Annotated in this window: 24 protein-coding genes; 16 read left to right on the forward strand and 8 right to left on the reverse strand. The window is 71.9% G+C overall.

Going from position 1 to position 24308, the window contains the following annotated elements:
- Window positions 1-4 precede the first annotated feature (4 nt).
- The 9 genes from RM788_RS46480 (at window position 5) to RM788_RS46520 (ending at window position 10958) form a co-directional block, all read left to right on the forward strand.
- Window positions 5-2344 carry a M20/M25/M40 family metallo-hydrolase gene (locus tag RM788_RS46480; RefSeq protein ID WP_315934914.1) on the forward strand — a complete coding sequence of 780 codons (2340 nt, stop codon included), beginning with the start codon at window positions 5-7 and terminating at the stop codon, window positions 2342-2344.
- A gap of 513 nt (window positions 2345-2857) precedes the next feature.
- Complete coding sequence (locus RM788_RS46485) at window positions 2858-4090, forward strand: MFS transporter (protein WP_315927329.1); 1233 nt, start codon at window positions 2858-2860, stop codon at window positions 4088-4090.
- Window positions 4091-4102: 12 nt separating this feature from the next.
- On the forward strand, window positions 4103-5278 hold the full coding sequence (locus RM788_RS46490; protein WP_315927331.1) for a radical SAM protein: 1176 nt from the start codon (window positions 4103-4105) through the stop codon (window positions 5276-5278).
- 1 nt (window position 5279) lies between these two features.
- Window positions 5280-5540, forward strand: a complete 261-nt coding sequence (locus RM788_RS46495; protein WP_315927333.1) for an acyl carrier protein — start codon at window positions 5280-5282, stop codon at window positions 5538-5540.
- Window positions 5537-6787 (forward strand): ATP-grasp domain-containing protein, encoded by a 1251-nt coding sequence (locus tag RM788_RS46500; protein ID WP_315927335.1) that lies wholly within the window; start codon window positions 5537-5539, stop codon window positions 6785-6787. The genes RM788_RS46495 and RM788_RS46500 overlap by 4 nt, the downstream gene beginning before the upstream one ends.
- A complete protein-coding gene (locus RM788_RS46505; RefSeq protein WP_315927337.1) occupies window positions 6777-7766 on the forward strand; it encodes a Gfo/Idh/MocA family protein in 990 nt (329 codons plus the stop codon). Before RM788_RS46500 ends, RM788_RS46505 begins: the two co-directional genes overlap by 11 nt.
- Entirely contained in the window at window positions 7763-8725 is a 963-nt protein-coding gene (locus RM788_RS46510; RefSeq protein ID WP_315927339.1) for a phosphotransferase family protein, read from the forward strand. The genes RM788_RS46505 and RM788_RS46510 overlap by 4 nt, the downstream gene beginning before the upstream one ends.
- Window positions 8722-9774, forward strand: coding sequence for a hypothetical protein (locus RM788_RS46515; RefSeq protein ID WP_315927341.1), 1053 nt, complete (start codon window positions 8722-8724; stop codon window positions 9772-9774). The genes RM788_RS46510 and RM788_RS46515 overlap by 4 nt, the downstream gene beginning before the upstream one ends.
- Window positions 9771-10958 (forward strand): condensation domain-containing protein, encoded by a 1188-nt coding sequence (locus RM788_RS46520; protein WP_315927343.1) that lies wholly within the window; start codon window positions 9771-9773, stop codon window positions 10956-10958. Before RM788_RS46515 ends, RM788_RS46520 begins: the two co-directional genes overlap by 4 nt.
- A gap of 82 nt (window positions 10959-11040) precedes the next feature.
- On the opposite strand, the gene RM788_RS46525 is transcribed toward RM788_RS46520, so the two are convergent.
- A complete protein-coding gene (locus tag RM788_RS46525; protein WP_315927345.1) occupies window positions 11041-11820 on the reverse strand; it encodes an IniB N-terminal domain-containing protein in 780 nt (259 codons plus the stop codon).
- Window positions 11821-12107: 287 nt separating this feature from the next.
- Here RM788_RS46525 and RM788_RS46530 point away from each other — a divergent pair, with 287 nt between their 5' ends.
- Complete coding sequence (locus RM788_RS46530; protein WP_315925923.1) at window positions 12108-13523, forward strand: NF041680 family putative transposase; 1416 nt, start codon at window positions 12108-12110, stop codon at window positions 13521-13523.
- Between the two features lie 8 nt (window positions 13524-13531).
- Here the strand turns inward: RM788_RS46530 and RM788_RS46535 are convergent, their stop codons facing one another.
- Window positions 13532-14737 (reverse strand): hypothetical protein, encoded by a 1206-nt coding sequence (locus RM788_RS46535; protein WP_315927347.1) that lies wholly within the window; start codon window positions 14735-14737, stop codon window positions 13532-13534.
- 49 nt (window positions 14738-14786) lie between these two features.
- Between RM788_RS46535 and RM788_RS46540 the strand changes: the two genes are divergently transcribed.
- Window positions 14787-15791 (forward strand): LacI family DNA-binding transcriptional regulator, encoded by a 1005-nt coding sequence (locus tag RM788_RS46540; protein ID WP_315927349.1) that lies wholly within the window; start codon window positions 14787-14789, stop codon window positions 15789-15791.
- A 23-nt stretch (window positions 15792-15814) separates the two neighbouring features.
- Here the strand turns inward: RM788_RS46540 and RM788_RS46545 are convergent, their stop codons facing one another.
- Entirely contained in the window at window positions 15815-17074 is a 1260-nt protein-coding gene (locus RM788_RS46545; RefSeq protein ID WP_315927352.1) for an MFS transporter, read from the reverse strand.
- 190 nt (window positions 17075-17264) lie between these two features.
- Here RM788_RS46545 and RM788_RS46550 point away from each other — a divergent pair, with 190 nt between their 5' ends.
- From RM788_RS46550 to RM788_RS46560, 3 genes are all read left to right on the forward strand, one after another.
- The gene (locus RM788_RS46550; RefSeq protein ID WP_315927354.1) at window positions 17265-17711 is read left to right on the forward strand and encodes a MarR family winged helix-turn-helix transcriptional regulator; all 447 of its coding nucleotides are present in this window, start codon (window positions 17265-17267) and stop codon (window positions 17709-17711) included.
- Between the two features lie 98 nt (window positions 17712-17809).
- Entirely contained in the window at window positions 17810-18598 is a 789-nt protein-coding gene (locus RM788_RS46555) for a class I SAM-dependent methyltransferase (RefSeq protein ID WP_315927356.1), read from the forward strand.
- Between the two features lie 114 nt (window positions 18599-18712).
- Window positions 18713-19645: an alpha/beta hydrolase family protein gene (locus RM788_RS46560; protein WP_315927358.1), complete on the forward strand. Its 933-nt coding sequence runs from the start codon at window positions 18713-18715 to the stop codon at window positions 19643-19645.
- A 61-nt stretch (window positions 19646-19706) separates the two neighbouring features.
- Here the strand turns inward: RM788_RS46560 and RM788_RS46565 are convergent, their stop codons facing one another.
- Complete coding sequence (locus tag RM788_RS46565; RefSeq protein WP_315934915.1) at window positions 19707-20129, reverse strand: VOC family protein; 423 nt, start codon at window positions 20127-20129, stop codon at window positions 19707-19709.
- Window positions 20130-20297: 168 nt separating this feature from the next.
- Here RM788_RS46565 and RM788_RS46570 point away from each other — a divergent pair, with 168 nt between their 5' ends.
- A complete protein-coding gene (locus tag RM788_RS46570; protein ID WP_315927360.1) occupies window positions 20298-20567 on the forward strand; it encodes a hypothetical protein in 270 nt (89 codons plus the stop codon).
- Between the two features lie 14 nt (window positions 20568-20581).
- Here the strand turns inward: RM788_RS46570 and RM788_RS46575 are convergent, their stop codons facing one another.
- From RM788_RS46575 to RM788_RS46590, 4 genes are read right to left on the reverse strand one after another with little or no spacing between them, the layout of a single operon-like run.
- Window positions 20582-20896 (reverse strand): hypothetical protein, encoded by a 315-nt coding sequence (locus RM788_RS46575; protein ID WP_315927362.1) that lies wholly within the window; start codon window positions 20894-20896, stop codon window positions 20582-20584.
- A gap of 37 nt (window positions 20897-20933) precedes the next feature.
- Entirely contained in the window at window positions 20934-21623 is a 690-nt protein-coding gene (locus tag RM788_RS46580; protein ID WP_399342219.1) for a cation efflux transmembrane domain-containing protein, read from the reverse strand.
- Window positions 21620-21958 (reverse strand): Cd(II)/Pb(II)-sensing metalloregulatory transcriptional regulator CmtR, encoded by a 339-nt coding sequence (locus RM788_RS46585; RefSeq protein ID WP_315927363.1) that lies wholly within the window; start codon window positions 21956-21958, stop codon window positions 21620-21622. The genes RM788_RS46580 and RM788_RS46585 overlap by 4 nt, the downstream gene beginning before the upstream one ends.
- 54 nt (window positions 21959-22012) lie before the next feature.
- A complete protein-coding gene (locus RM788_RS46590) occupies window positions 22013-22984 on the reverse strand; it encodes an aldo/keto reductase (RefSeq protein ID WP_315927365.1) in 972 nt (323 codons plus the stop codon).
- Between the two features lie 285 nt (window positions 22985-23269).
- Between RM788_RS46590 and RM788_RS46595 the strand changes: the two genes are divergently transcribed.
- Window positions 23270-24145: a PP2C family protein-serine/threonine phosphatase gene (locus RM788_RS46595; RefSeq protein ID WP_399342223.1), complete on the forward strand. Its 876-nt coding sequence runs from the start codon at window positions 23270-23272 to the stop codon at window positions 24143-24145.
- Window positions 24146-24308 lie beyond the last annotated feature (163 nt).

Raw genomic sequence — 24308 nt, forward strand, 5'->3', positions numbered from 1 at the left:
CACCGTGAAGGACCCCGGCGCGCGGAACGAGGCAGGCGGCCCGGCCGTGGTCCGCGGTTGGCCCGCGTGGGCCGCGGGCGTGCTGGTCCTGCTGGTCGCGGTGCTCTCGGTGCTCCACACCGCGGTCGCGCCCGAGCCGCGTCCCGGTGACGCGCCCGCGGCCGAGTTCTCCGCGACCAGGGCGTACGCCGAACTCACCCGGATCGCGCAGCGGCCGCACCCGGCGGGCTCGGCCGCCAACGAGCAGGTCCGCGACCGGCTGGTGGCCAGGCTCACCGAGTTGGGGCTGCGGCCGCAGGTGCAGCGGTCGAGCGCGGGCGTGACCGGCGCGGACTCCTCGCACGTGTTCGGCTGGGCGCAGAACGTGCACGCCACCCTGCCCGGCACCGCGGACGCCGGGCGGGTGCTGCTGGTCGCGCACTACGACTCGGTGGAGGCCGGTCCCGGCGCCTCCGACGACGGGGTGGGGGTCGCGACCCTGCTGGAGGTCGCGCGGGCGGTCACCTCGATGCCGTCGCCGCACGCCGAGATCACCTTCCTGTTCACCGACAGCGAGGAGTTCGGGCTGCTGGGCGCCAGGGCGTTCGTCGCGGCGGGCCTGGCGGGCGACCCGACCCGCGACGTGGTGCTGAACCTGGACACCAGGGGCACGACCGGGCGGACCATCATGTTCGAGACCGGCGCGCACAGCAGCGCGCTGATGCCCGCCGTGCGGGCCGGTTCGCCGCTGGTGACGTCGGTGTCGCGCGAGGTGTACCGGCTGCTGCCGAACGAGACCGACTTCACGGTCTTCCGCGACGCGTTGTACACCGGGCTGAACTTCGCGATGGTCGACGGCAGCGCCCGCTACCACTCCGAGCAGGACGACCTGTCCCATGTGGACACCGCGAGCCTCCAGGACATGGGGCGGGCGGTGCTCGGGGCCACCATGACGCTGGCGACCGCCTCGCCGGGACTGGCCGACGCGGGCGAATCGGTGTACTTCAGCGTGTTCGGCCTCGTGGTGGACTACTCCGCCGGAGCGGTGCTGCCACTGGGGGCGCTCGCCCTGCTCGGATCCGCGGCCGCGCTGTGGTTCGCCCGCCGCCGGGGGCGGCTGCGCCTGAGGTCCGCGGCGCGCGTCGCCGCCACGGCGCCGCTGGTGCCCGTCGGCGGCGCGGCGATCGGCTGGCTGGGCTGGCGGGCCATGGTCCTCGCGGGCCCCCACGACGAGCGCTTCCTCGGCGGTGACCCCTACGCCGTGGTGTTCGCGAGAACCGGTCTCGCACTGCTCGTGGTGGCCTTGGCGGCGCTGTGGCTGGTGTGGGTGAGCAGGCGCGGCCGTCCCGCCGAGATCGCGGCGGGCGGCGTGCTCATCACGGCCGTCCTCGCGGTGGTGACCTCGATCCTGCTGCCCGGCGCGGCCTACCTGTTCACCTGGCCCGCGCTCGCCGGGGCCATCGGACTGGCCGTGGTGGCCCGGTTGCCCGAGGACTCACCGTGGAGTGCCGCGGTGGCGTGGCTGGCGGGCGTGCCCACCGTGCTGTTGACGGCCCCGCTCGTGTGGCTGCTGTTCGGGACCGTCGGTCTCGCGTTGGCCTCCGCGCCGCTGCTCCTGCTCGGCCTCGCCGCGGTGACCGTGCTCCCCGCGCGGCGGACACCGCGCCGCACCGGGGCGGTGCTCGCCGCGGTGGCGGTCGTGGCGGTGGTCGCCGTCGGCCTGGTCGTCGTCGACACCGTGACCAACGTGCCCGGCGCGCGGGATCCGGCTCAGGTGAGCCTGGTGTACGCGCTCGACGCCGACCGGCGCGAGGCGGTCTGGGCCAGCGAGGGCGACGGGTCCGGCGACTGGGTGCGCGGCTACGCCCCGACCGACGACCCCGGCCTGGAGGAGCGGTTCCCGGCGCTGCTGTCCACGTCCGAGGGAACGCGCAGCGGCCCGGCGCCGGTGGTTCCGGTGCCCGAGGCCACGATGACGGTGGCTGGGGAGACGACCGAGGGCGACCTGAGGCACGTGCGGCTGCGGATCTCGGCCACCGCGCGTCCCGACCAACTGGCGCTCTACGCCGACGTGGGCGGCGCGCGGGTGGAACGGGTGGACCTGGGCGGGACCACGTTCCCCGGTGGGGAGAACCGGCCGTCCACGGACACCCCCTGGCATTGGGGCGTGGTGTTCTCCGCGCCGCCGCCCGAGGGCTTCGACCTGACCCTCACCGTGCGCGGGTCCGCTCCTGCGCGGCTGCTCCTGATCGCCCAGGGCTCCGACTTCCCGCTGTCCGCGTTGAACGGCCCGCGGCCCGACACGATCCGGTGGGGCGGCTACGCCTCCGGCCTCACCTTCGCGGCCCGCTCCTACCAGGTCTGAGCCGAACCGCCGGTCGCGTCCGATCGGGCGCGACCGGCGCGTCGGCTGCGCCCGAAGCTGTCGGCGGCGGCGGTGAATCGGAATTGATCACGCATTCGTGCTCGTCATTCGCCGATCCACAATGGACCTGATGGTGACGGGTCCGGTTGTTCGAGGGCGAATTGTGGAACCGTCGATAATCCGCCATGCCAATAGTGGTGCGCGATGTTGCTGTCAATCGCCCGAAGGTGGCGGTCGGCAATGGAAACCGAACGTGAAACCGGACAGACGAACGGCAATATTCGACTGTTTACCCTGGTAGCAGTCTTTTGAGCTGTCGGACAAATGGCGGCGAAGTTATCCGCTTCAGCTCGTAGGCCGGATGGCTGACATATCATTTTGGTTATGGGCATCGGGCAGATAAATGCCATCCGTTCCCCTTGAGGCGTTCTCATTCCTGCCCTACCGTGATGGAATACGGTCGTTACGCCGTTCGACGCAGCCCGGTCCACCGCTGGCGGAGGGAAATGCCGCATGAGCGCAGCTTTGCCCATCGTCGGATCGGACCGGGGATTCCAGTGGTACTGGTCCGGCGCCGCGTCGAGCGCCATGGGGGACCGGCTGACCGGGTTCGCCGTGCCGAGCATCGCCATCCTGGTGCTGGACGCGTCCGGCACCCAGGTCGGCGTGCTGGCCGCGATGGGCTGGCTGGCCTACCCGGCGCTCGGCATGGTCGTGGGAGCGCTCGTGACGTCCCTGCCCCGCCGCGGGGTGATGGTGGTGGGCGAGCTGGTCCGGTTCATGGCGTTCGCGACCGTCCCGTTGACGGCCGCGCTCGGGTCGCTGTCCATGGGCCTGCTGTTCGTCGTGGTCGCGGTGGCCGGGGTGGCGACGGTGTTCGTCGACATCGCCGGATTCGTCTACCTGCCGACCCTGATCGGGCCGGATCTCCTGGTCGGGGCCAATTCCCGGCTCCAGAGCACGGACAGCCTGTCCAAGCTGGTGGGGCCCGCGCTGGCCGGTGGGCTGATGAACGCGGCGGGCCCGTTCGCGGGTCTGCTGCTGGGTTCGCTGCCGTTCCTCGGGTCCGCGTACGGCCGGGCCAGGCTGCCGCGGACCGCGGTGGGCCCGGTGGTCCGAAGCGGGTCGATCGGGTACCGCATTCGCCAGGGGTTCGACTTCGTCCGGCACGACGACGTGCTGCGCGGGCTCGTCATCGCGTCCGCCGTGCGGAACTTCGGCACCGGGGCGGTCGACGCGGTGCTGCTGCTGTTCGCGTACCGCGCGCTCGGGCTGTCCAGCCTGACCGGCGGCCTGCTGCTGGCGGCGGGCGCGGTCGGGGCCATCGCGGGTGCGCTGGTCGTGCGCGCGATGACCGCGCGCCTCGGTGTCCGGCGCGTCCTGCTCCTCACCGGGCTGGAGGGACTGTCGTGGCTGGCCGTGCCGTTGTGCCTGATCGCGCCCGCTCTGCCCGTCCTGGTGGCCATCAGGGTGTTCTCGTCGTTCTGGATGCCCGCCTGGAACGTGGTGACCACGAGCGTCCGGCAGGCGCTGACCCCTGACGACCGGCAGAGCACCGTGCACGCCACCGCGCGAACCGCGATGTCGTCGACCATTCCGCTGGGCTCGATCACCGGTGGAGTGGCGGCCGGCGCGTTGAGCGCCGGTCTCGGCCCGGCGCCGGGTCTCGTGCTCGTGCTCGCCGCCGGAGGCGCGTGCGCCGCTCTGAGCGTCGCCCTGATCAACCGAGTTCCAGAGCAGCTGTAGGAAGGGATGCCGATGCGGCCCACCACGACGCGGACGCTGAACGCCAAGGAATTCGCCGACATCAAGCACACGGTGGCCATGCGCTCCTCGGCCCGCCGCAACCTGCTGGCCGATCCGGGGTACGCCGCGCCGCTGCCGCAGGAGGTGAGCCTCCAGCTGACCTACCGGTGCAACCTGCGGTGCACCCACTGCTACCAGTGGAACGAGCAGGGGTTCTTCCGCGACTTCACCCCCGAGCGGCAGCGGACCGAACTGGACGTGGCGGTCGTCGAGAACGTGCTCGCCGCGACGGCCGCGCAGCGCTCCAAGATGTTCCTCTGGGGCGGGGAACCGCTGATGCACTCGCGGTTCGGCGAGATCGCCGAGCTGCTCGAACGGTACCCGCGCACGGTCAACATGTGCACCAACGGCCTGCTGTTCAAGCGGCACCTGGACGACCTGCTGCGCATCGGTCGGAACCTCAACCTCCTGGTGAGCCTGGACGGGCTGGGGGAGGACCACGAGGTGCTGCGCGGCAAGGGGACCTTCGGCAGGACGACGGACAACATCCGCACCATGCTGGACCTCAAGCGGTCCGGCGCCTGGGACGGCGAGCTGTCGTTGTCCTGCATGGTGTCCCACGTGACCGTGGGCAAGATGTACGAGTTCATGGAGTGGGCCGAGGAACTCGGCGTCAACACGGTGTACTTCCAGTTCCCCTGGTACATCAGCCCGGAAGTGGCGCGGGCCATGGACAGCCTCTACGCCGAGTCGTTCGCCTGGCTCGCCCCGGAGACCGGGACCAAGCAGCCGACCTGGCACTCCTACACCTACCAGCTCCCACCGGAGCAGCTGCCGGCGCTGCACGAGTCGATGGCCCGCCTGGCCGCGCGCCCGTGGCGGGTCCGCGTGCGCTACCAGCCGCAGCTGGAGGCCGACGAGGTGGACGACTTCATCCTGGGCACGTCCCGCCCGGCCCAGCACCGCAGCAAGTGCCTCGCGGTGTCCAACCGGCTGGAGGTGCACGCCGACGGCAACGTCAGCTCGTGCAAGTTCTTCCCGGAGTTCGTGGTGGGCAACCTCTACGACACCCCGGTGGGCGAGCTGTGGCAGAGCCCGTCCTTCCGGCAGGTCCGCGAGATCATGTCGGCCAACGGGATGATGCCCGTTTGCTCCAAGTGCATTCTCCTCTACCTGAACGGGGTGTGACATGGGCGCGGACGTCGAGGAGAGGATCAAGGCGGTGCTCGCGGGAGTGCTGGCCAACGGGATCGACCCGGCGGGGATGGCGCACGACGCCGACCTGGTCGAGGAGTACGGCCTCGACTCGTTGCAGATGATCTCGTTCCTGCTCGGCATCGAGGACGAGTTCGACGTCGAACTCGACTACGAGAACCTGGAGCTGGACGACCTGCGCTCGGTGCGGCAGTTCGCCGGGTTCGTGACCGGTCTGGTGCCGGCCGCCTCGTGAGCGGTCGGGTCCGGCTCGGCACCTTCGACGCGGAGTCCTGGTGGCGCCCGGCGGACCTGGCCGCACTGCCCGCGGTCGCCCGTGATGGTGCCGCGGTGGCGGGCATGGACGAGCTGCTCGCCGGGTTCTGCCTGCCCGGCGACCTGCTCGTCACCCGCGGACCGATGGATCCCGTGCTGGTCGCGGGTCTCGCGGAAGCCGGGGTCCACTTCGGACGGACGACCGCCGACGCCGCGGCGGGGGCGCCGGTCGAACGGGAACTGACCGGGCCGGTCCTCACGCGGATGAAGGGGTTCGAGGGCTTGGCTCCCTACGCGGTGCTGTCCGACACGGTGGCGTTGGCGGGCAGGATGGGCTGGGACGACCTCCCGGACCTCGACGCCGTGACCCTGGTGAACTCCAAGACGTGGTCGAACGAGGTGGTCCGGCGGCTCGGCCTGCCCGGTGCGGGCCGGGTCGCGCGCACGGTCGACGACCTGGTGGCCGCGGTGTCCGAAGTGGACGGTCCGGCGGTCGTCAAGGACCCGTACGGGGTGTCCGGCCGGGCGATCCTCGAGGTCGGCACGCCCGGAGTCCTGGCGGCGGTCGAACGCGTGCTCCGCAAGCAGGTCGCGGCGGGCAAACGGGTCGAACTGCTCGTGCAGCCGAAGTTCGCCAAGCGCCACGACTTCTCCGGCCACCTCGTGGTCGACCGCGGCGGGGGCTGGGAATGGCTCGGTGTCCAGGCGATGACCAACCGCGGCTTCCGGCACATGGGGTCGGGTCCGGCGTGGCCGGGGCTCGTCGACGAGGACGACTACCGCCGCACGCTCACCGCGGTGGCCGAGGCCGTGGCGGAGACCGGGTACCACGGCCCGGTCGGCGTCGACTCGATGGTCCTCGACGACGGGCGGGTGATCCCGGTGCTGGAGGTCAACGCCCGCCACTCGCTCGGCCTGCTGACCAGGACGCTCGACCAGCGCGTCGCGCACCACGGGCTGCGGTGCCACCTGGAGCAGCTGGACCTCGTGGTCGGGCCGGATCGCGGTGTGGCGGACCTGGTGCGCGCCCTCGGCGCCGCGGCCTACCGGGGTGGGCAGGACGCGGGGGTGGTGGTCCTCAGCGGAAGTGCGCTGACCGCGCCCGGCGGACGCGTCCACGTCGCCGTGTTCTGCCACCGGGGCGAGCTGCCGGTCTGGCTGGACCGGCTGCGCGCCGCCGTCGCCGCGGCCGGGATGAGCACGAGGGGAGTGCCGGATGCCGCTTGAGATCGGGCTGATCGGCGCGACGGCGATCGCCGAGCGCGCCGTCGTGCGGCCCAGCGCCGGATCGGAGGGGATCTCGGTGCGCGCGGTGGCGGCGAGCGATCCCCGGCGCGCCGAGGAGTTCGCCGCCCGGAACGGGATCCCGCTGGTCCACGGGACCTACGACGACCTGCTCGCCGACCCCGGTGTCGACGCGGTCTACATCTCGCTGCACAACTCCGCCCACCACCCGTGGATCCTGCGGGCGGCGAAGGCGGGCAAGCACGTCGTCGTCGAGAAGCCGCTGTGCCTGGACACGGACGAACTCGCCGAGATCCAGGCCGTCGGCGGCGATGTGCGCGTGGCGGAGGCCGTGCCCACCGCGGGCCACCCGTGGCAGGCCGCGCTCCGGGAGATGATCGCGGACCGGCGGTACGGCGACCTCCGGGCGGTCGACACCGAGCTGACCTTCGGCGCGGGCAAGCCCGGCGGCTACCGGGACCACCCCGAACTGGGCGGCGGGATCTTCTACGACACCGCGAGCTACTGGCTCCAGGCGGTCCAGGCGACGGTCGGGCTCACCGGTGCGGCCGGGACCGGCGAGTCGGCGTTCGACGGCCCGAACGGCGTCGACCGCTCCTTCCGCGCGGGCCTGTCCTGGGAAGGCGGGCGCACGGCGAACCTCCGCTGCCAGGTCGGCGAGCCCCACGTGGCCACCCACGAGTTCGCGTTCGACCTGGCCACCGTCACACTGCGGAACTTCCTGCTGCCCGTGCGCGGAGCCGTGCCGGTGAACCTGGTCGTCCGGCGGGCGGACGGCGCCAGGGAGGTGATCGGGTTCCCGGCGGGTTCCTACTACGCCGAACAGCTCAAGGCGATCGGGAGCTGGCTGGCGGGCGGCCCGCCGTGGGGTGGCGAGCTGACCGCGGCGGCCGAGCGGATCGCCGTGATGACGGCCGTGCGCCGCAATGCGCGGCGGCGCGGACTCCAGGAGGCGCGATGACCGACCGGCGCCGTCCGCGACTGGACGAGGCGACCGTGCTGCGGGTGCTGGAGGTGTCCGGAGTGGACCCCGCCACCGTCGCCTCCTGCGAGGAGCTGACCGGCGGCACCTCCAACAGCGTCCACCGCGTCCGGACGACCGGTGGTGACGGGCTGGTGCTCAAGGTCGCGCCCGACCCGGACGCGCCCGCCCTCGGCCACGAGCGCGGCCTGCTGCGGACCGAGGCGGAGTTCTACCGCGCCGCCAGGGGAAGCGCGCCGGTACCGGAGGTGGTGCACGCCGACTTCACCCGCACGACCGTCCCCGCGGACTTCCTGGTGATGACCGAATGCCCTGGGGAGAACTGGGGATCGCGGAGGAAGACGATCACCGGCGCGGAGCGCTCCGGCCTCCGGGCCGAACTCGGTCGCGTCCTGCGGCGGACGCACGCGGTCACCGGTCCCGGCTTCGGCTACCCGCAGCTCGGACTGGCGGACACCTGGCGGGCGGCCTTCCTGTCCATGGTGGACATCCTGCTCGCCGACGCCGACCGGTTCGCCGTCACCCCGCCCGTGCCGCCCGCGCGGATCGCCTCGTGGATGCGCGGGCACGCCGACCTCCTCGACGAGGTCGACCGGCCCGCGCTGGTGCACTTCGACCTGTGGGACGGGAACATCCTCGTCGAGGGTGGCCGGATCACCGGGCTGGTCGACGGGGAGCGGGCGTTCTGGGGCGATCCGGTCGCGGACCTCGTGTCCGTCGCGCTGTTCGGCGACGTCGAACAGGACCGGGATCTCCTCGCCGGGTACGACAGCGGGCCGTTCACCCCCGGCGTGCGCCTGAGGCTGTCGATGTACCGGGTGTACCTCTACCTGGTGATGCTGGTCGAAGCGGTGCCGCGGGGGTACTCCGGGCCGGGGCACGCGATGACGGCCCGGTCGGCCCGCAAGCATCTCCTGGCGGAACTGGGTTCGCCGTGATCGAGATCCTCACCTCCGGCGTCGCGCTCGGCGTGCACGTCCCCGGCCTGCTGCTGGCGGACCGGCTGCGCGAACAGGGTGTCGACGCGACCGTGTCGGTGCTCGAACGGCTGCTGCCGCGGGACAAGCTGCGCACCACGGCGGGGATGAAGGTGGCCTTCCACCGGGACTTCCGGCTGGCGCGGGCGGGTCAGCGGGTCGCGTCCGACCCGGTCGCGGCCGTCGACCCGTCGGCCGTGTCGTCGCTGCTGGAGCGGTGGCGGACCGGGCAGGTCCGGCAGTTCGTCGTGTTCTCGGGGTTCTGGCTGCGCCTGGTCGAGCGGTACCTGTCCACCTGCTCCGTCCGGCCCCGCGTCGACGTGTGCCACGTGGACTCGGTCCTGTCGCCGTCGTTCCGCCGGGCCCCGGACGTCGGCGCCCGGCCGATCTGGCTCGCCCACGCCGATTCCGGACGCCTCCCGTACAGCATCCCGGTCACCCGGCGACCACCGCTGCCCTGGCGGGACAGGGCGGACCGGCTGCTGGTGCACGGCGGCGGCTGGGGGATGGGGACCTACCGCGGGGAAGTGGGAGGCCTGCGCGCGCAGGGCTTCGAGCTCGACGTCGTCGCCTACGAACCCGCCGACGTGTCCGATGAGGACGGTGGGGTCCGCTACCACATGATGGATCCCGACTGGCATCCGTGGCTGGACGTCGGCTATCCGCCGTTCGGCGAGGTCACACCCGGCACCGCTCCCGAGTTCCGGCGCGGTAGCGGGCACCACGGGTCGTTCGACCTGTGCCGCGAGGCGCTGGCGGTGGTCAGCAAGCCCGGTGGCGGCACGCTGCTCGACTCGCTGTGGTCGGCGACCCCGATGGTGTTCCTCGACCCCTTCGGCGACCACGAGCGGCGCAACGCCGACCTGTGGTGCGGGCTGGGTTTCGGGCTGCTCTTCGCGGACTGGAAGGCGAGCGGGTTCGACGTCGGCCTGCTCGGCGAGGCGCACGAGGCGCTGCTGGCCGCCAGGGACGTCCCCGACTACTCGCGCGTGCTGGCGGAGGCGTCATGACCGCGTGGCCGCTTTCCCTGTGGCAGTCGTTCGCCTGGGACATGGAGAAGTCCAGGCCCGGCTTCGTCGACAGCCCCTGGTTCACCATGAACGCGGTGGTCGAACTGCGCGGCCCGCTGGACACCGGCGGGTTGGCCGTCGCGGTCGACCGCCTCGTCCGGCGGCACGAGGTGCTGCGCACGGAGGTGACCGGCGACAGCCAGGTCGTCGCCGCGGAACCGGGCACCGGGTTGGAGGTCGTGGACCAGGACGGGGTGGAGGACTGGACGCACGCGCCGGTGCCCCGTGACGTCCCGATCCGCGTGCGCGTGGCCAGGACCGGACCGGACGCGCACGTCCTGGCACTGCACCTGCACCACCTGGTCGCCGATCCCGAGACGCTCTGGATCCTGCTGGCCGATCTCGGCCTGCTGTACGCGCGGGAGCTGGGCGGCCCGTCGCCGCCGGACCCGGCCGGGCAGTTCGGCGGGTACACCCTCGCCGAGGCCGAGGTGGTCCGGACCGGACGCGGGGCGGCCGAAGCCTGGTGGGACGGGGTGGTCGGCCGGACGTCGTTCGCCGGTGTCGCGGCCACCGACGTGGGCGAGGCCTTCGCCTACCGCGCGGAAGTCCTCGCGGCGGAGGAGTTCTCACGCCTGGAGCGGGGGTGCCTGGCCCGGCGGAGCACCCCGATGGCGACCCTGCTGGCCGCGGTGGCCGACGGGATGGCCCGGCAGGTCGCCGACGGCGACATGTTCGTGTTCACCACCATCTTCGGCAAGCGCGACCGGCCGTGCTGGCAGCGCGTCGCGGGCCCCTGCATGGTGCCCTCCTTCGTCACCGCGCCCAGGACGGACGACCACCGCCGCGTCGTGGACGCGGTCCGCGGCTGTTCGGCGCACGCCCGCTTCCCGGCCGCGGAGATCCGCGCGATGAACCACGGCGTGGCCTCGGGCATCGTCCCGTTCTTCGAGTACATCCCGAGCCGGCGGCCCGCCGTGATCGACTTCGGTCCCGTTCGGGCGACGGTCACCGCCTCGGCGGGGCCGAAGGACACCGGGAAGGCGGGGGAACTCGGCATCCGGCTGCGCAAGGCGGACGGGGGCGCCCTGCGCGGCCACTTCAGCGCCGACGGCGTCGGCTGGTCGCGGGAGGCGACCCGCCTGCTGACCGGGCACGTGGGCGCCTTCGTCCGCGCGCTGTGACTCCCCCGCTCACGCGCTGAGCCGGAACGCGGGAAGGGTGGCCCACCGGGGAGGAGGTGGGCCGCCCTGGACCGGGGGTGGGTCAGAACGCGATGGCGTTGTCGCTGAGGACGTCGCCGACGCCGATGTCGCCGAGGTCCACGTTGTGGAGGTCCGCGACGTGGCCGAGGTCGCCGACGCCGGACACGCCGCCGATCCCGGAGGTCACGTCGCCTACGTGGCCGACGCCGCCGAGCACGTCACCGGCCTGCGCGATGTCGCCGAAGCCGGACAGGCCGCCGCCGAGGACGTCGCCGCCCAGGACGTCGCCGGTGCCCAGGCCCGTGGTGATGTCCTGCACGGCCCCGGTGACCTGGGTGGTGTCGAGGACGTCGGTGCCGGAGGTGAGGTCGCCGACGATGTCGGTGACCTGGCCCTGCGCGGTGATGTCGCCGACGACGTCGGTGATCCCGCCCTGCGCGGTGAGCCCGTGCACGCTGTCGAGCGAGTCGCCGAGGACGTCGGCGTCCAGGCCCTGGCCCAGGTCGGTCACGGCGGAGAACTGGCCGGTCAGCTGCTGCGCGGTGGCCGTGACGCCGGAGAGGGCGCCGGTGACGCCGGTGTCCTGGAAGCCCAGGCCGCCGAGGACGCCCAGCGCGTTGTCCGTGGACAGCGACCCGAGGACGGTGCTGAGGTCGCCGAGACCCTGCACGGGGGAGTGGTCGAGGACCAGCGGCAGGATCTCCTGCACGTCCAGCGCGGAGACGTCGCCCAGCCCGGCGGTCTGGAGGACGCCCTCGGGGTCGGTCTGGAACGCCGAGAGTGCCTGCGAGTCGTTCAGCAGGTGGGAGGCGAAGTCTTGCAGCGTCTCGAACGTGGCCATCGGTGTGAACTCCTGGAGGGGGATTCGGTGTGCCTGACGAGGGCAACGCTAGGTCCGTCGTCACTGTCCGCGCATCGGGTGACACACCTAGTTCCGAACGTGGTAGCCCGTTAAGGGGAATGGGTCCCTCGGCCTAGGGGGACGGGGGTAACCCCGCATTCCCCCTAACGGGCTAAGCTTGAGTTTTAAGGTCTCGGAGCCCGATGGGACACCCGGTTGATCATGGATGAAGCCCTTGGTTGATCATTCTTCTTGCGACAGAAGGAAGATCACAACCAAGGGCTTCGATGATCAGTATGCACCACCCCGGCACGGCCGCCGCGCTGAGGGACCTCTCCCAGTTCCGCCACGCCTTCCACCAGTGCCTGACCGCGCGAGCGGACGCGTTGTTCGAACTGACCGACAGTGCACTGTGCGCTGACGGGCCGGTCACATCGCTGGTCGAACTGTCGCTGGCCACCGAGCACCGTCGTGGCCACGGCAGCCTGTACGACGGTCTGAACCAGGGCCGGATCGACATCGGTCGATTCCGTAATGTCATAGCCCGCCAACAGATTCCGCGTGGTCACGATGGTCGGATCATGCTGGGGATCGACGTCAGCCACTGGCTACGTCCCGATGCGAACACCAGCCCCGACAGGCTGTTCTGCCACACCTACGCACGCGGCAAAGGCCAAGCCCAGATGATCCCCGGCTGGCCCTACTCCTTCGTGGCCGCCCTGGAACCCGGCCGCACCTCCTGGACGGCGATGCTCGACGTCCTCCGGGTACGCCCGAGCGATGACCACACGGACCTGGCCGCCACCCAACTGCGCACCGTGGTGGACGCGCTGATCACCGCCGGACACTGGCGCGAGGGCGATCCCGAGATCTGGATCATCGGCGACAGCGGCTACGACGGCCCCCGCCTGGCGTTCCTGCTGGCCGATCTCCCGGTCCACGTGCTGGTACGGATGCGCTCGGATCGGGTGCTGGCTTTCCCCGTACCACCACGGCGACCCGGCACCCGTGGCCGCAGTGCCCGGCACGGAACCCGGTTCGCGTTCGCCGATCCGGCGACCTGGTCGACCCCCACGCACACCACGACGACCGACACCGCCCGCTACGGAGCCGCGCACGCCCGCTCGTGGGATCGGTTGCATCCCACGCTGACCCGCACCGGCGCCTGGACAGGCCACCATGGCCCGCTCCCGATCATCGAGGGCACCGTGATCCGACTCCAAGTCGAGCGGCTGCCCGGAACGGGAACACCGAAACCGTTGTGGCTGTGGCATTCCGCCACCGCGACCACCGCCGCACAGGTGGACCGCCTGTGGCAGGCGTTCCTGCGTCGGTTCGATCTGGAGCACACTTTTCGGTTCTTCAAGCAAACCCTGGGCTGGACCACGCCCCGTATCCGGACTCCCGAGGCGGCGGATCGATGGACCTGGCTGGTGATCGTTGCCTACACCCAACTTCGGCTGGCTCGTCCTCTCGTGGAGGACCTACGGCGTCCCTGGGAGCGGAAGGCGGTCACACCTGACAGGTTGTCCCCGGCCAGGGTCCGACGGGGATTTCGTCGAGTTCGACCGGCGGCAGCCTTGCCCGCCGGCGCGCCGAAATTCTCCCGACCCGGTCCTGGGCGTCCAGCAGGATCACGAAACGCCCGCCGAGCCCCACTCCATGCCCCCGGCAAGACCCCAAAAACGGACATCAATGGTTAAACAAAAAGCTAAGCGTCAGCCTTGCGGGGGACGGCCGGGGGAATCCCGCCCGGTTGCCGGGTCACTCCGACGTCGCCCGAGTCGCGCCGTGCCGGACCTCCAGGTACACGGCGCGGACGGCCAGCGTGCGTTCCACCTGCTCGATGACGGGGGCGAAGAACTGCTTGCGGTGCTCGGCGTCGCTCATCGACGCCACCGCGAAGTACATGCTGCCGAACGCCGCGAACAGGGTGGCGTTGCGCAACAACGCCACCGGCACGTCGGGCAGCCACTTCGCGTACGCCACCGGACCCCCCGATCCACTGCTCCGCGGTCTCGGGCAGCACCACGATCAGACCGAGCACCACGAAGAACCCGAACAGCGCGAGACCGACCACCGCCGCCTGCACGAGTTGGCGGATCGCGAGCATCACCAGCAGGTTGCGCAGCTGGCGGCCGGTCAGCTTCCGCGCCCGCACCGGTTCGGTCAACGACACCCCGGCCAGCGGCGTGCCCCCGCACGCGGCCGACAGCACCGACGGGGTCAGGTCGTGCTCCACCCGACCGATCTCCTCGCGCAGCCGGGCGGCCGCGGCGAGGACCGTGATCGCCACGAACAGCGCGACGATCAGGCTGAGCCGGGCCCACCCGAGCCGGTTCACCGCCTGCCACAGCTCGCCGGTGAAGAAGAGGAACAGCGTCACGAACAGCAGCGGCGGCAGCGCCCGGCCCAGCAGGTTCACGCTGTTGCGCAGGTCCTCCACCGTGTGCCGGATGGCGGCCCTCAGCAGCGACGCCAGACCGTAGGTGACCGCGAACCACGTCGCGGCGAACACCCCGGCGAAGAAGAGGGCCAGCTGCACCGGATCGCTGTCCGGGGTGTCCTCGATGGCCCGTTGCAGGACCGGCACCACCACCGGCACCAGTGCGTAGCCGACGAGGACCGCGACCGTGCGGTTGCGGGTGAAGACGGGCAGCCGTCGCACGAACAGCGACAGCACCGTCGACACGACGACCGTGCTCGCCAGGATCACCGCGAGCAGCACCCACCGCCCGTACCCCGCGGCGCCCAGCGGCACCAGCCACACCAGGCTGGCGATCGCGACGAAGGCGAGGGTCGGCAGCATCCGCGGCAGCACGTGCGGGAAGAACCCGTAGCCCTCGATCATCGTCGGTGCGCCCTGCCGGACGAACCAGCGTTCGGTCCTCAGCACCAGGAGCCGTGAAGCCGTCATGCGCGGTAACTATGGTCGGTGTTCGGGCGCGGAGCGGAAGGGGTGCGGGGTGGGCAGGTCGAAGCCGACGATCAGCGATGTCGCGGCGCGGGCGGACGTCTCCCGCGCGACGGTGTCGCGGGTCATGAACAACGAGCCCGGCGCCTCCCCGGAGGTGCGGGAGCGGGTGCGCCGGGCGATGGCGGACCTGGGGTACGAGCCCGATCAGACGGCACGGGCCCTGGCGTCGGGTCGGCAGCGCGCGGTCGACGTCGTGGCCATCACGAACGGGCCGGTCATCGGGTGGTTGGGCTCGCACCCGTACTACAGCCGGGTGCTGGCGGGCGTCATCTCGGCGTTGGAGGGCACGGACGTGCAGGTCCGCGTCCAGGCGCTGTCGAGGCCCGACGACTTCGAGGCGGTGGACGCGATCGCGGCGCGGGCGACCGTCGGCGTGGTGCTGGCCGACGTCCCGCTCGCCGCGGCCCTGCGGTTCCAGCGGCGGTGCCGCCGGGTGGTGTCGCTGTCGGCGACGTCGACGTCGATGCCGACGATCGAGGCCGACAACGCCGGTGGCGCGTACGCGGCCGTCGAGTACCTGCACCGGTCGGGCAGGCGCCGCATCGCGGCCGTCCACGGTCCCGAGCACAGCGCGGACGCCCGCGAGCGCCGGGACGGGTACCTGCGCGCGATCCGGGCGTTCGGCCTGCACGGGTTCGGCGAGAGCGGGGAGTTCCGGCGGGAGGACGGCCACCAAGCCGCGCACCGGCTGCTGGCGGCGCATCCGGGGATCGACGCGATGTTCGTCGCCTGCGACCTGATGGCGGCGGGCGCGGCGCAGGCGGTCACCGCGCTCGGGCGGAAGGTCCCCGACGACGTCAGCCTCGTGGGGTTCGACGACAGCGTGGCGGCGGTGTGCGCCAACCCGCCGCTGACCACGATGCGCATGCCGGTGGAGGAGATGGCGGTGGCGGCGACCCGCCTGCTGCTCGACGGCAACATCGCGTCCGGCTACCGGCGTTGCCTCCCGGTCGAACTGGTGGTGCGCGGCAGCACCACGCGCGGCGCGGACTGAGACCGGTCCCGCCGCGGCGGGACTCAGAGGTCGCGTCCCGTCGAGCGGGCCATGAGGGCCAGGCCGACGGCCGCCACGAGCGCGAGCGCGGCCGGGATGAGGAAGACCAGCGGCAGCCCCATCCCGGCGGCCCCGATGCCCCCGGCGGCCCCGCCGAGGGCCGAACTCAGGGCGGTCGAGCTCAGGAACACGGCCGAGGCGGTGGCCACGGCCGTCGGGAGCAGGCGTTGGGCGACGATGATCCCGAGCGCGGCGAAGACGCCCCACACACCGCCCATGAAGACCTGCCCCGCGAACAGCCCCGCCGCGGTGCCGGTCAACGCGAAGCAGAGGTTGGCGGCGACCCCGAAACCGGCGCCCAGCACCATCAGCCGCACCATCCCGGTCCGACGCGCCACGACCACCGCGAGCGGCATCAGCAGGATCTCGACGAGCGGCTGGATCCCGATGACCGCGCCGCTGAGCCCGGAGGCGAAGCCGAGCCGGCCGTTCATGTAGATCGGCAGGTAGGCGTACTTGATCGACTCCCCGGCGTAGACCAGGACGTACAGCGCGGTGAAGGCGAGCAGGGGCAGCATCGCCCGCACACCGGGACCGCGCGACAGCGAAGCCCTTTCCACCAACGGGGTTTCGACGACCGGTGCCCGGACAGTCCACAGTGGAACGACCTGGGCGAGGGTGCAGAGCGCCGTCGCGAGGAGCATGGCGCGCAACGACGTGTGGGCGGCCAGGAAGGAGCCCGCCACCGGACCGACCACCCACCCCGCGGTCAACGCCATCCGCACCACGGCCACGACCCCGTCGTCCCCTGGCCGGGGCCGGGCCTGCATCTCGTCGTGGACGGCGGCGAACAGCTGGGAGGTGGCGGCACCGGCGAACCCGAGCACGACGGCGCTCACGACGTACGGCATCCACAGCTGCGTCGAGTACGCGATGCCCGCCCAACCCGCGAAGCCCGCCAGGGCGCACAGGCGGAACAACCCCAGCCGCCGCCCGGTGCGGTCCGACCGCGCGCCCACCAGGTAACCGGCGACCGGCGCGGTGAGGTTCGTCAGGTAGAACAGCCCCGCGGCGGTCAGGGACCCGCCCAGGTCGTGGACCAGGAACGACGCGATCTGCGGCGCGGCGGCGGAGAACCCGAGACCGGAGAGGAACAGCGCGATCGCGGCGCCCCGGTACAGCGGCGACGCCAGCGTCAGCCGCGTCGCCGACGTGCGCGCGACGGGCGGCTCCGCCGTGCCCCGCGCCTCGGTCGAGCGCCCGTGTTCCGTCGCGTTGTCCATGGACACCCCTGTGCTCGGTGATCGACGTACCGGTCCGCCGTCGTGCGGTCGGACGGTAGGGGCGAGAGCGGTTCCAGGAGAAGCGTCGGGGCGGGGAAGTCGAAGGCGCACGCGGGTAGAAGGCCCCGGTGTCCGGCGCCAACTCAGTTAAGAGCTTGACCATTAAGCACTTAACAATTAAGGTCGGGGAGTGGAATCGCCGGAACGCCCTCCCGTCAGCCCGCTCGCGAAGCTGCGGACCATCAGCTGGGCCCAGGTGCGGGCGGGGCAGGACTGGATCCGCTCCCGCGGGCTCACCCCCCAGCAGGCCTTCGTCCTGAACCACCTCGCGGGCAACCCCGGAGCCATCCAGCGGGACATCGCGCGGGAGACCCGGACCACGCCGGCGAACGTCTCCGGCGTCCTGCGCGGACTGGAAGCCCGGAACCTCGTGGAACGCCGGTTCGAGGGCGGTGACGAACGCAGCAAGCGCGTCTTCGCCACCGACGCGGGCATCGCGCTCATCACCGGTCACGAGGAAGCCATGGCCGCCGCCGACGAATCACTGCTCGCCCCGCTGACCGGCGCGGAGCGAACGATCCTCGGGGAACTGCTCGACAAGATCACCGCCGACCTGCCGGAGGCGGGCAACCCCTGACCCGCCGGGCAACGGCCGGAAGCGCATCGCGCCGTGTCCGGCGCGCCTTCGAGAAATGGGAGGAAGTCACCATGTGACGGGAGAACCCGCTCCTGACCATGATCCGCGAGGTGTGCTCCCTCGGGCGCGCCGAGTTCGACCGACCGCACACCGACGGCGGCGACCCCGACGCCGCGCGCCTGCTCGTGCGGGGACTGCGGGCCGTCGGTCCCGACGGCCCGCCCAGCGACATCTCCCCTTCGCTGGACCTGCTGGCGCCGCGCGCCCCCTACTTCGACCGGCTCGTGCTCGACGCCGTCACGGCGGGGGTTCCCCAGGTGGTCGACCCCGGTGCGGGCTACGACGACCGCGCGCTGCGGTTCCGGACCCCCGGCGTGGAGTTCTTCGACCTCGACCTGCCCGACGTCATCGCCGACAAGGCGCGCCGACTCGAAGCGACCGACACCGCCCACCTCACCCTGGTCGCCGTGGACTTCGGGACCGACGACGTCGCCGAGGTCCTGGCCCGCGCCGGCCACGACGCCGACCGCCCGACGCTGTTCATCGCCGAGCACCTCGTGCTGTTCCTCGAACCGGACGACGTCGAACGGCTGATCACCGCGACGTCCGGCCGCGCGGCCCCAGGCAGCACTCTCGCCATCACCGCCGAGACGCACCCCACCGCCCTCGACTCCGACCTCGTCGTCTCCGCCGTCGACGAGCTGATGTTCGGTGGCGCCGGGCCACTGCGCACCATCCGCGCCCGCGATGCCTGGCTGGCGCTGTTCGACAAGGCCGGATGGCGGGTGGAGGACGCCGACGAGGTGACCGCGGTGGACCACTTCGAGCTGCCGGTGTCCGGTGAGGTCGTCGGGATCCGGACGCAGTTCCTCACCGCGACGGCGTGACCGGTCGGGCGGGTTCCACAGCGAGGGTCGTCCGCCGGCACCGCATCGGCGGCGGCTGGTCGACGTACCCGGTCGGCGGCATGGGGGCACGTCCGGTATCCGGATACTGGGTCGATGGCGACCGATCGACTCCTCCGCGACGTCACCTTCTCCAACGCGGCCGTGACGCTGTCGGGTTCGGTGACCGTTCCCGATCACGCGGTCGGGTCTCCGGGGGTGGTCATGGTCGGCGGGTCGGGGCCGTCGGACCGCGACAACGACACGCACTTCCCGCCGATCCGCCGGCACCTGGTGGAAGCCGGGATCGCCGTGTTGTCCTACGACAAGCGCGGGGTCGGCGGGTCGTCCGGTGACTGGCGGGACGCGACCATCGACGACCTGGCGGGTGACGCGGTCGCCGCGCTGGACTTCCTGCGCGCGCAACCAGGAGTCCTGCCCGGAACGACCGGGCTGTTCGGGCACAGCGAAGGCGGCTGGATCGTCCTGCGCGCCGCCGCCCGGCACGACGTCCCCTGGGTGGTCGCCAACGGCTGCCCCGGCATGACACCCGCCGTGCAGGACCGGTACGCGCTGGCCGCCATCCTGCGGCAGATCACCGGTGCCACCCCGGATGGCGTCGACGCCGCCCTGGCCGCGTACGACCGCATCGTCGAGGCCGGTCGACGCGACGCCGACCTCGCCGAAGCCGCCCGGTCCTTCCGGTCCGCGCCGCTACCGCGGGTCTTCGACGAGGTGTTCGACGAGTTCTGGGCCGAGATGGACGAACGACTGTGGGATTTCACCAAGCGCAAGCAGGACCACGATCCGACCCCGGACCTGCTGCGCCTGCGCTGTCCACTCCTGGCGGTCTTCGGCGGCGCGGACGAACTGGTCCCGGTCGCCAGCAGCGTCGGCCTGTTCGCCACCGCCGCCTGCCATCCCGACCGCCACCCCCGGTCCACCCTGACCGTCGAGGTGTTCCCCCACGCCAACCACCGCGTCCAGGTCGGCACCGGCCTGGCGCCCGGCTACCTCGACACCCTGAGCCGGTGGATCACCAGGCGGTGAACCGCTCGACCCCATGGCGCGGGAACGCTGAAGGGCGCGCCGGATGCCGCCGCCGGGCCGTTCACCCGATCTGCTCGGCCAGCGCGACGACGATGCCCGCGGGGCCGCGGAGGTAGCAGAGCCGGTAGCTGTTCTCGTACTGCACGACCTCGCCGACGAGTTCGGCGCCGTGCGGCCGCAAGCGGTCGAGGATGTCGGCGATGTCGTCGACGGCGAACATGATCCGGTGCGCCCCCAACGTGTTCGTCGGAGCGCGCGGGTCGCCGTCCCGGCTCGACGGCGTGAGGTACTCGGTCAGCTCGATCCGTCCGTGGCCGTCCGGGGTGCGCATCATCGCGATGTCCGACCGGACTCCCTCCAGCCCGAGGAGGCGGTCCACCGTGCTGCCCTCGACGGTCGCCTCGCCCTCCAGTTCCAGGCCGAGTTCGGTGAAGAACGCCTTCGCTGCCGCGAGGTCGTCGACGACGATGGAGACGTTGTCCATCCGCTGGATCGTCCCGCGACCGGGGGCGGTGTCGTTCACGATGATCTCCGTTCGGGGGCAGCCGCCGGGTTCGGCGGCGGATGTGCGTGTCCCCAGCGTCCCGCGCGTCGACCCGTTCGTCCAATGACGACAACGCCGAGCAACGCCCAAGTCGTTGTCCCGGCGGCCATGAACGGGATCACACCGGCGTGGCGCGGTCGGGGTGACCACGACGAGGGGATGATGACCATGCCGATGTGGGCGTACGCCGTGGTGTTCTGCGTCGTGTTGGCGGGTATCGGGTACGTGGTGGATCGGCGGTCCCGTGCCGTTCGGGCGGGGTTGGAGGTTCCAGCGGACAGGCGGGGGCGGTCCCGTGCCGATGGTGTGACCCGCGCCCGGTTGGAGTCCGGTGGCGCGGGAGGTCTCGCCGACGTCGGCCCCGGCGGCGAGGGCTGACGTCAGCCGCACGCTCACCTGCCCGCCCTGAACAGGTCGGCGAGCAGGGGAGTGGCGGATTCCGGGGCTCGGACGGTCAGTTCCAGCCTGGTCGGGCTCAGGTGCAGGGTGAAGTCGAAGAACGCGCAGCAGTCCTGTTCGGCGACGGCCAGGGCGGCGATCTCGGCGGCCAGTTCGGGGGTGGCGGGGAACAGCAGCCTGACCCCGTCCTCGATGTCGTGGCGTGCACTGGCTCGCGCGGTGATCCTGTGCCAGTCCGCGGTTCGCGTTCCCAGTGCGGCGCCGTCGAGCGTGCACGCCACCGGAGCCTCCTGCCGCGGTTCGCTCATGGGCATCCTCGACTCCTTGCAGGACAACGGGTGCGGCTCAGCAGCAGTGCTCGCCGCGCCAGGCCTCGCGGCCTTCCTTCACGGCGACGGCGGCGATGACGAGGGCGACGAGCGGGTCGGCCCAGGACCAGCCGAGCAGCGAGTTGAGCAGCAGGCCGACCAGCAGCACGCCGGACAGGTAAGTGCACAGCAGGGTTTGCCGGGAGTCGGCCACGGCGCTGGCCGAGCCCAGTTCACGTCCCGCGCGGCGTTGCGCGGTCGACAGGAACGGCATGACCAGCAGTGAGACCGCCGCCAGCGCGATGCCCACCGGGGAGTGGTCGGCGGTGTCGGCGCCGAACAGGGTGCGCGCGGACTCGACGGTGACGTAGGCGGCCAGCGCGAAGAACGACACCGCGATGACCTTCAGCGCCGTCCGTTCGCGGGCCTCGGGGTCGGTGCCGGAGAACTGCCAGGCCACCGCCAGGGCGGAGGCGACCTCGATGACGGAGTCGAGGCCGAAGCCGATCAGCGCGGTGGAGGAGGCGGTGGTCCCGGCGGTGATCGCCACGACGGCCTCGACGACGTTGTAGGTGATCGTCGCCGCGACCAGCAGCCGAACCCGCCGGGTCAGCGCCGTGCGCCGCCGCGGATCGGTCGTGCCCCGCGGCGCGGCGGCCGGGGCGCAGCAGCCGTCAGCGCAACCGTCCGACTCGCGGTTGGCGGTCAGCCCGAGGTCGCCGCTCACCGGCCCACCTCCGCCGTGACGTCGTTGAGGCACGGTTCCGCGGGGTCGACGGCCAGCACGACCTCGACCAGTTCGCCGAGCGCGCGGGCCAGGTGCTCGTCGGCCAGGGCGTAGCGGACCTGGCGGCCCTCGTAGGTCGCGGCGACGAGACCGCAGCCGCGCAGGCACGCCAGGTGGTTGGACACGTTCGACCTGGTCAGGTCGAGGTGGTCGGCCAGTCGGGCGGGGTAGCTGATGCCGTCCAGCAGCGCTACGAGGATGCGGCAGCGAGTGGGGTCGGCCAGCGCCTTGCCCAACCGGGCCAGTGCGCTCTCCCGCGTCTCACACTTCAGCATGGGCGAAACCATACAGCCAAGGCTGAACCATGTGAACGGTACACGTCGACCGGGTCAGCGCTCCATCATCCGCATCTGGGCCTCGTTGTGGGTGTCCCCGGCGGCCGGCGGGAGGCTCGTGAGCGTGGCGAGCTGTTCCGCGGTGAGCCGGACCGCGTCGGCGGCGGTGTTCTCCTCGACGCGGGTCACGCGCTTGGTGCCGGGGATGGGGGCGATGTCGTCGCCCTGGGCCAGCAGCCAGGCGAGGGCGACCTGGGCGGGGGTGGCGCCGATCCGGGCGGCGATGGCGGCGACGTCCTCGGCGAGGCCCAGGTTGTGCCGGAAGTTCTCCCCGGTGAACCGGGGGTTGTCGGCGCGGAAGTCGCCCGCGTCGAACCGGGCGGTGGAGGGGACCGCGCCGGTCAGGAAGCCGCGGCCCAGGGGCGAGAAGGGCACGAAGCCGATGTTCAGTTCGCGCAGCACGGGCAGGACGCGGGCTTCGGGGTCGCGGGTGAACAGCGAGTACTCCGACTGCACGGCGGTGATCGGGTGGACGGCGTGGGCGCGGCGGATGGTGTCGGGGCCCGCCTCGGACAGGCCGATGTGCCGGATCTTGCCCTCGGTGACCAGGTCGGCCAGCGTGCCGACGGTGTCCTCGATCGGGGTGCCGGGGTCGACGCGGTGCTGGTAGTAGAGGTCGATGCGGTCGGTGCCCAGACGGGTGAGGGAGCCCTCCACGGCGACGCGGACGCTGTCCGGGCTGCTGTCCGCGCCCCCTCGTCCGGTGTGGGAGATCAGGCCGAACTTCGTCGCGAGCACGACCTCGTCGCGACGGCCCTTCAGGGCGCGTCCGACGAGTTCCTCGTTGGTGTAGGGGCCGTAGACCTCGGCGGTGTCGATGAGGGTGACGCCCAGTTCCAGGGCGCGGTGGACGGTGCGGACGGACTCGTCGTCGTCGCTGCCGGCTCCGGTGTAGCCGTGGGACATGCCCATCGCGCCCAGGCCGATCCGGGCCACGTCCAGCTCTCCCAGTGTGATGTGCTCCATCGCTTCTTCTCTCCTTTGTGGACTGTTGTCGAGTCCGGTTCTTCCAGGGTAGGCGGATGACCGGTGAACGGCAGGGTCCACCGCGGGCCCGAGCCCGTCGTGGGCCGGGGAACCCCCGGACCTCGGCGCGAGGATCGATGCGGCCCGTGGAATCGACGGTAGGCCGTGCCGCGGGGATGAGGGAGGTACCGCCATTACCCCGCGCTCGACGTCGTGGTCGGGCACGGCCCGGCGGAGGATCGAGGGCGGTGGGTCCGGGGGGTGGGACTTGGTTAGGCTGGCGGGATGGCTCTCGTGCTCAACTACGCCGCGCGCAGCGACCCCGGTCTGGTGCGCCAGAACAACGAGGACTCGCTCTACGCGGGTGCCAGGTTGGTGGCGGTCGCGGACGGCATGGGCGGGCACGCTGCGGGTGAGGTGGCGAGCAAGGTCGTCATCGGCGCGCTGGCCTCCCTGGACGACCACGCGCTGCGCGGGGACCCGGTGGAGCGGTTGCGGACCGCCGTCGAGTCGGGCAACGCGGCCATCACCGAGCTGACGGCCGCGAATCCCGCGCTGGGCTCGATGGGCACGACGTTGACGGCGCTGCTGTTCGGCGGGGAATGGGTGGCGTCGCTCAACATCGGCGACTCGCGGACGTACCTGCTGCGCGGCGGGCAACTGACCCAGGTGACCAAGGACGACAGCTTCGTGCAGTTCCTGGTGGACGCGGGCCACATCACGCCGGAGCAGGCCAAGACCCATCCGCGCCGGTCGATCGTGCTGCGGGTGCTGACGGGCGGGTCGACCGTGGAGCCGACGATGCACGTCCGGTTGGCGCAGGCGGGCGACCGGTTCCTGCTGTGCTCCGACGGGCTGTCCGACGTGGTCGACTTCGACGCCATCGCGCGCGTCATGCGCGAGGACGACGTGGAGACGTGCGCCGACGCGCTGATCGCGCTGGCGCTGGCCGGGGGAGGACCGGACAACGTGACGGTCATCGTGGCCGACGTCGTGGACGACGGGACCGCACCGCCGTCACCCCTGTCGTCGGCGCCCACCGAGGTGATCCCGAGGATCCCGCCGCGCGGGAAGTCCCGCTTTCCGCTGTGGGCACTGGTGTCGCTGTCGCTGTGCGTGGTGGTGGCGGCGGTCGCGCTGGCCTGGGCGATCTGGTGGTGAGGTAGTACCCGCTCCCGGATCTCGGGAGCCGTGTCCGACCGCTGCTGACAACACAAAGGGTAGTGAATCAGCGACAGAGCGTGCATTTCGGGCAGACAGAAGGCGCGAGGCGTGTTACACCTGTGTCACGGGTAGTTGTGCATGCTAAGTAACCTCCTGGAGG

It is taken from the genome of Umezawaea sp. Da 62-37, assembly GCF_032460545.1.
Lineage (GTDB): Bacteria > Actinomycetota > Actinomycetes > Mycobacteriales > Pseudonocardiaceae > Umezawaea.

What these genes read in the sequence shown, in the direction of transcription:
- RM788_RS46485 (WP_315927329.1), top strand. Translation starts at nt 2,858, where the DNA reads ATGAGCGCAGCTTTGCCCATCGTCGGATCGGACCGGGGATTCCAGTGG.
- RM788_RS46490 (WP_315927331.1), top strand. Translation starts at nt 4,103, where the DNA reads ATGCGGCCCACCACGACGCGGACGCTGAACGCCAAGGAATTCGCCGAC.
- RM788_RS46495 (WP_315927333.1), top strand. Translation starts at nt 5,280, where the DNA reads ATGGGCGCGGACGTCGAGGAGAGGATCAAGGCGGTGCTCGCGGGAGTG.
- RM788_RS46505 (WP_315927337.1), top strand. Translation starts at nt 6,777, where the DNA reads ATGCCGCTTGAGATCGGGCTGATCGGCGCGACGGCGATCGCCGAGCGC.
- RM788_RS46510 (WP_315927339.1), top strand. Translation starts at nt 7,763, where the DNA reads ATGACCGACCGGCGCCGTCCGCGACTGGACGAGGCGACCGTGCTGCGG.
- RM788_RS46520 (WP_315927343.1), top strand. Translation starts at nt 9,771, where the DNA reads ATGACCGCGTGGCCGCTTTCCCTGTGGCAGTCGTTCGCCTGGGACATG.
- RM788_RS46525 (WP_315927345.1), bottom strand. Translation starts at nt 11,820, where the DNA reads ATGGCCACGTTCGAGACGCTGCAAGACTTCGCCTCCCACCTGCTGAAC.
- RM788_RS46530 (WP_315925923.1), top strand. Translation starts at nt 12,108, where the DNA reads ATGATCAGTATGCACCACCCCGGCACGGCCGCCGCGCTGAGGGACCTC.
- RM788_RS46535 (WP_315927347.1), bottom strand. Translation starts at nt 14,737, where the DNA reads ATGACGGCTTCACGGCTCCTGGTGCTGAGGACCGAACGCTGGTTCGTC.
- RM788_RS46545 (WP_315927352.1), bottom strand. Translation starts at nt 17,074, where the DNA reads ATGGACAACGCGACGGAACACGGGCGCTCGACCGAGGCGCGGGGCACG.
- RM788_RS46555 (WP_315927356.1), top strand. Translation starts at nt 17,810, where the DNA reads ATGATCCGCGAGGTGTGCTCCCTCGGGCGCGCCGAGTTCGACCGACCG.
- RM788_RS46560 (WP_315927358.1), top strand. Translation starts at nt 18,713, where the DNA reads ATGGCGACCGATCGACTCCTCCGCGACGTCACCTTCTCCAACGCGGCC.
- RM788_RS46565 (WP_315934915.1), bottom strand. Translation starts at nt 20,129, where the DNA reads ATGGACAACGTCTCCATCGTCGTCGACGACCTCGCGGCAGCGAAGGCG.
- RM788_RS46570 (WP_315927360.1), top strand. Translation starts at nt 20,298, where the DNA reads ATGAACGGGATCACACCGGCGTGGCGCGGTCGGGGTGACCACGACGAG.
- RM788_RS46575 (WP_315927362.1), bottom strand. Translation starts at nt 20,896, where the DNA reads ATGAGCGAACCGCGGCAGGAGGCTCCGGTGGCGTGCACGCTCGACGGC.
- RM788_RS46585 (WP_315927363.1), bottom strand. Translation starts at nt 21,958, where the DNA reads ATGCTGAAGTGTGAGACGCGGGAGAGCGCACTGGCCCGGTTGGGCAAG.
- RM788_RS46590 (WP_315927365.1), bottom strand. Translation starts at nt 22,984, where the DNA reads ATGGAGCACATCACACTGGGAGAGCTGGACGTGGCCCGGATCGGCCTG.
- RM788_RS46595 (WP_399342223.1), top strand. Translation starts at nt 23,270, where the DNA reads ATGGCTCTCGTGCTCAACTACGCCGCGCGCAGCGACCCCGGTCTGGTG.